The sequence below is a fragment of the Methylobrevis pamukkalensis genome (assembly GCF_001720135.1).
Classification (GTDB): Bacteria; Pseudomonadota; Alphaproteobacteria; order Rhizobiales; family Pleomorphomonadaceae; genus Methylobrevis; species Methylobrevis pamukkalensis.
In genome coordinates this window covers 1-5,035 of sequence record NZ_MCRJ01000184.1, presented here as the reverse complement: position 1 = coordinate 5,035, position 5,035 = coordinate 1, and the positions used below count along the sequence as shown (strand labels likewise).

General features: G+C 67.7%; 7 protein-coding genes. 4 read left to right on the top strand and 3 right to left on the bottom strand.

The window, feature by feature from the left end; genetic code table 11:
- A partial coding sequence (locus A6302_RS19305) for an ABC transporter substrate-binding protein (RefSeq protein ID WP_141703970.1) occupies window positions 1-1,237 on the bottom strand: 1,237 nt, incomplete at its 3' end.
- A gap of 114 nt (window positions 1,238-1,351) precedes the next feature.
- On the opposite strand from A6302_RS19305, the gene A6302_RS19300 reads away from it, so the two are divergent.
- The 4 genes from A6302_RS19300 (at window position 1,352) to A6302_RS19290 (ending at window position 3,943) form a co-directional block, all read left to right on the top strand.
- Window positions 1,352-1,870 carry a DUF3280 domain-containing protein gene (locus A6302_RS19300; RefSeq protein ID WP_069308391.1) on the top strand — a complete coding sequence of 173 codons (519 nt, stop codon included), beginning with the start codon at window positions 1,352-1,354 and terminating at the stop codon, window positions 1,868-1,870.
- 212 nt (window positions 1,871-2,082) lie between these two features.
- Window positions 2,083-2,517, top strand: a complete 435-nt coding sequence (locus A6302_RS24925) for a hypothetical protein (protein WP_245294160.1) — start codon at window positions 2,083-2,085, stop codon at window positions 2,515-2,517.
- Entirely contained in the window at window positions 2,448-3,137 is a 690-nt protein-coding gene (locus A6302_RS19295; RefSeq protein ID WP_245294161.1) for an ATP-binding cassette domain-containing protein, read from the top strand. Before A6302_RS24925 ends, A6302_RS19295 begins: the two co-directional genes overlap by 70 nt.
- Window positions 3,134-3,943: an ABC transporter permease gene (locus A6302_RS19290; RefSeq protein ID WP_069308390.1), complete on the top strand. Its 810-nt coding sequence runs from the start codon at window positions 3,134-3,136 to the stop codon at window positions 3,941-3,943. Before A6302_RS19295 ends, A6302_RS19290 begins: the two co-directional genes overlap by 4 nt.
- A 31-nt stretch (window positions 3,944-3,974) precedes the next feature.
- Here the strand turns inward: A6302_RS19290 and A6302_RS19285 are convergent, their stop codons facing one another.
- Both A6302_RS19285 and A6302_RS19280 read right to left on the bottom strand, forming a co-directional pair.
- Window positions 3,975-4,133: a DUF3563 family protein gene (locus A6302_RS19285; protein WP_069308389.1), complete on the bottom strand. Its 159-nt coding sequence runs from the start codon at window positions 4,131-4,133 to the stop codon at window positions 3,975-3,977.
- A gap of 244 nt (window positions 4,134-4,377) precedes the next feature.
- On the bottom strand, window positions 4,378-4,932 hold the full coding sequence (locus A6302_RS19280; protein ID WP_083255915.1) for an NUDIX domain-containing protein: 555 nt from the start codon (window positions 4,930-4,932) through the stop codon (window positions 4,378-4,380).
- Between the last annotated feature and the right edge of the window lie 103 nt (window positions 4,933-5,035).

Below are 5,035 nucleotides of genomic sequence, written 5' to 3'. Positions count from 1 at the left end.
CCTGGGGCGAAACGGAGACGACCGTATACCCGTCGGTCAGGAGGATAGGTTGGCGAAGTTGGTGATTCCACTTACGGATTGTTAATTTTTGGCCCTTGAATGCCGCCACCGAGAAGTCATCGGCGAACAGGGCATCACGGATCTTCTGGCTGTCGTCGGACTGTGCCTTGGTCGCCGCATCGCCGACCATGCGCACCGCGGTCCAGGCGGTGGCGTCGCGGGCGAACATCTGGCGGTTGTGGAGCGCGTTGAAGCGCGTCTGCATCTGGTAGCCGGCCCACTGCTCGTGGTTCGGCGTCCAGACCGTCGGGATCAGGCCGCCGGATCCGGCGACCGGGCGCGGATCCCAGGTGCGGAACGGCACGTAGTTGCCGAAGATCTCGCTCTCGTCCGCCACCATCGCGATGTCGTAGTCCGGGGCGTTCTGGGTGAAGACCGCCATCTGCTGGACGATCTGGACGTGGCCGGAATCGGTGCGCCGGGCGGTGTCGGTCTCCGAGAACCTGCGTTCCTCGACGATCTCGCCGCCGAACCTTGTCGCCGCGCGCTTCAGCGCGTCGGCAAAGAGTTCGTCCCGCGGCAGGGCGCCGGTGAGCAGGAACCAGCGCGGCCACTTCTTCCAGACCAGAAACTGGGCAAGCCCGTCGGCCAGCATCGAATGACTCGGCTGGACGTGGACGAAGCTGGCCCGGCAGTCCTCCTCGCGCAGCCGCTCGTCCTTGGCCTCGACGTTGAAGATCACCGCGGTCTTCCCGGCCTCGCTGTCGGCCATCGCCAGCAGCGTGTCGGCCGGCGCGTCGGTGACGATGAAGCGGACGCCCTCGTCGTGGAGCGCCTTCAGCGCCGCCAGCGCCGCCTCGGTGTCGCCGGCCTCGCGCGTCACCAGCGAGAACTGCTGCTTGGTGAAGGTGCCGGTGGTGTTGTTGTCCTTGATGCCCGAACGCGCTCCGGCGATCCCGAGGTCGTCCGGCGGGGTCTGCGACAGCGACAGGGTCAGCTGCTTCTCGCTCCAGACCACATAGCCGATCCGGATCTGCTGGAAGCCGGGCTTGGGAGCATCGGCCGCGGGCGCGCCGGTGGCGCCCGCCGCGGGGGCCGCCGTCTGAGCGACAGCGGCCAGCGGCAGAAGCGCCGCCGTCATCGCCATCACGCTCGCCGCCAGCCGGCGCCTCCTGCGGCTCCGTCCGCCCTGCGGCGTCCGGTCACGGTCGGTCCTGCTCTTTCCATCATCCGCCATCGCGCTATCCTCCTGAGTGTCCTGTGCCGGTTCTTCAGCCGGCACTCGGCCCAATAAAGCAAACGGGGTACTGCGCCGGCCCGGCGTGGATGTCGCCGTCCGGGAGGGTGTTCCATGCCGTCGTCCGTTGTCCGTTTCTGCCTCGCCGTGCTCGCGCTCGGGCTCTTCGCCGGGCCGGCCGTGGCCGAGGAACCGCGCAAGATCGCCATTCTCGACATCGAGCTTCTCGACACCAGCCTTGGCGGCGAGATGAACGGGGGCAAGGACAAGCCCGAACTTGCCCGGGTCGCGATGCTCGGCGACATGCTGCGCGGCTACTACCGCGACCTGCCGGCCTACACCGTCGTCGACACGCCGGAGATGCGCGCGCAGGGGCAGACCCACAATCTTCAGTCCTGCGGCGGCTGCGATGTGACCATCGGCCGCGCCGGCGGCGCAGACCTCGTCATGACCGGCGTGGTGCAGAAGGTGTCCAATCTCATTCTCTCCATCACGCTCTACGTGCGCTCCACCGAGACCGGGGAACTGGTGCAGATGGCGGGCACGGACATCCGCGGCAACACCGACGAAAGCTGGCAGCACGGCATGCGCTGGCTGGCCCGCAACCGCCTGCACATCCTGCCGCCGAAGTGACCTGCATCCGCCGCAGGCGGGCGCGCCGCGCCGGCAACCGTCGGATGGCAAGGTACATTCGGTCGGCGCGCAAACCGAAGTTACAAAAAATTTAAGTCGCAGCCCGCCCCGGCTCTTCTATAGAAGAAGGCGCGGGAAGGCCGGCATGAGACCGGCTGGCGGGTGAGGTTCAGCAACCGGAACACCCGGCCCTATGGAGGAAACGAGACCCTATGAATCCCATCGACATCGTCCTGACGCTCTGCCTCATGAGCGACCCCTCGAACTGCTTCCAGCACCGCCTGCAGTATGAAAGCTACGAGCCGCTGAAGCAGTGCGTGTTCGATGCGCAGTTCTACATCGCCCAGTACATGGGCGCGCATCCGGAGCTGAAGCTCAAGGACTGGGGCTGCGCTATCCCGAGGGCGATGCGCCCGCGCCGCAGAAGCAGTCCTGATGCGGACACCGTGGACGCGGCCGCGCGGCAACGGGGCGCGGACATGACCGGGGCCGCGTCACCGGGGGCCGTCGCGCTCGCCGTGCGCGCCTCGGCTATTCCTACGGCAGCCGGCGCGCGCTTGACGACGTCTCCTTCGAGATCCTCAAGGGACGCTTTACCGCGCTGCTGGGTCCGAACGGGGCCGGCAAGTCGACCCTGTTCGCGCTGATCACCCGGCTGTTCGACACCCGCGACGGGACGATCGAGATCGTCGGCCGCGACCTGTCGGCGACGGGGGCCTCCGCGCTCGCGCCGCTCGGCGTGGTGTTCCAGCAGACGACCCTCGACCTCGACCTGACCGTGAAGCAGAACCTGCGCTACTTCGCGCGCCTGCGCGGCATGTCGATCCGCGAGGCCGACCGGCGGATCGACGAGGAACTGACGAATTTCGAGATGCGCGAGCGGGCGCGCGACAAGATCCGCGATCTCAACGGCGGCCATCGCCGCCGGGTCGAGATCGCCCGCGCCCTGCTGCATGATCCTGAGGTGGTGCTGCTCGACGAGCCGACCGTCGGTCTCGACGTGCCGAGCCGCAAGGCGATCGTCGCCCGGGCCCATGATCTGGCCCGCGAGCGCGGCCTCGCCCTCCTGTGGGCGACCCATCTGATCGACGAGATCCTGCCCGGCGACGACCTGATCGTGCTGCATCGCGGCCGGATCGTCGAGAGCGGACCGATGACCGAGGTCATCGCCCGCCATGGCGGCGTCAGCCTCGACGCGGCCTTCGCGCAGCTGACGGGCCGGGGCGAACAGGCAGGCGAGCCGGCGGGCGGGGAGGGAGAGGCATGAGCGGCATCGTCTACCTGCGCGCCTTCAACGGCATCATCCTGCGCGAGGTGCTGCGCTTCCTGCAGCAGCGCGAGCGGTTCTTCTCCGCGCTGGTGCGGCCGCTGGTCTGGCTGCTGGTGTTTGCAGCGGGATTCCGGGCGATCCTCGGGATCGCGATCCAGCCGCCCTACCAGACCTACATCACCTATGACGTCTACATCATCCCCGGGCTGATCGCGATGATCCAGCTCTTCAACGGCATGCAGTCGTCGCTGTCGATGGTCTACGACCGCGAGATGGGGTCGATGCGGGTATTGCTGACGACGCCGCTGCCGCGCTGGTTCCTGCTCGTCTCCAAGCTGTTTGCCGGCACGGCGGTCTCGGTGATCCAGGTCTACGCCTTCCTCGGCGTGTCGGCGATGTTCGGCACGGTGTTTCCGGCCTGGGGCTATGTCACGGTGCTGCCGGTGCTGGTGCTGACCGGCCTGATGCTCGGCGCGCTCGGCATGTTCCTGTCGTCGACCATCCGCCAGCTGGAGAATTTCGCGGGCGTGATGAACTTCGTCATCTTCCCGACCTTCTTCCTGTCGTCAGCGCTCTACCCGCTGTGGCGCATGCGGGAATCGAGCTATCTCGTCTGGCAGATCTGCTCGGCCAATCCCTTCACCTATGCGGTGGAGGCACTGCGCTTCGGCCTCTACGTGAAGGTCGATCCGCTGTCGCTCGCGATCGTGCTCGGCGCGCTGGTGGTGTTTCTTGCCGGCGCCGTCTGGGGCTACAACCCCTCGCGCGGTTTCACCGCCCGGCGCGGCGGCCCATCCGACTGACGCCGGCGGCCGCCTCGATCTTCCATCTCGTTCAGTAGTAGCGGCGGGTCCGGAACTTGCCGGCGTCGATCTCGCGCTGGCGACGCTCGAGGTCGATCGCGTCGTAGGAGCCGTTGAGATAGGCCATCTCGGGATCGTGGCTGGTGATCTTGCGCACGGCGTTGCGGAACTTGGTGATGGGGGCGAACATGTCGAATCCTCGTCTGGTTGTCATGACGGGAAGATAGCGACGCCGGATCGCCCGAGGCAGGTGCGCAGCCGCAACGCACACATTCCACAAACGCATACACGAATGTGCAACCGTTCGTTCACGAATTGGTCCGACTGGCGGCAGTTTCGTGGCCGCCGCAAGGCATGCCGTGCGCCGCAGTCGCCTCAGGCCGTGAACAGCTCCGGCCGGCGTCGCCGCAGCGCCTCGACCAGCAGCAGCGTCTTCATGTCGGCAATGCGGCCGGCATCGGCATGGGCGGCAAGGTCGATGAGCGGCATGTCGACGATCTCGATTTCCTCGTGCTCGTCGGCAAGGCCGCCGCCGGCGCGCGCGGATGGGCGGGGTCGATCTCGCCGAGATAGAGCCAGATCCGTTCGGTGAGCGAGCTTGCCGACGGATAGGCCGCCGCGACGAACACGAGGTCGCGCAGGCCGACGCCGGTCTCCTCGCTCACCTCGCGCCGCGCGGTCACCGCCGGATCCTCGCTTCCGTCGACGAGGCCGGCCGGAACCTCCAGCAGCCCGCCGTCGCCTTCGGCCACCAGCCGCCCGGCGCGCAACTGGCGCACCAGCAGGGCCGTCTTCTGCGCGGCATCGAACACCAGCACGGCCGCGCCGTTGCCGTGATCGACCACCTCGCGGGTGAAGCGGGCGGGCGCCCCGCGGATGGCCATCTCGATCGTGACGACGTCGAGGCGGTTCCAGCCGGCGTGGCGAGGGTCGCGGCTGAGGACGCGCGCCGCGGCCAGCGCCGGGCTGTGGTTGGGATCGTCGGGCATCGGGTCTCCGCCGCTTCAGGATCAAGATGCGAGGTGCCGTCCCGGGCGCGACGTTGTCAAGTATGGCGCCGCAGCATGAATTCATGCGGTGCAACATGTCGTG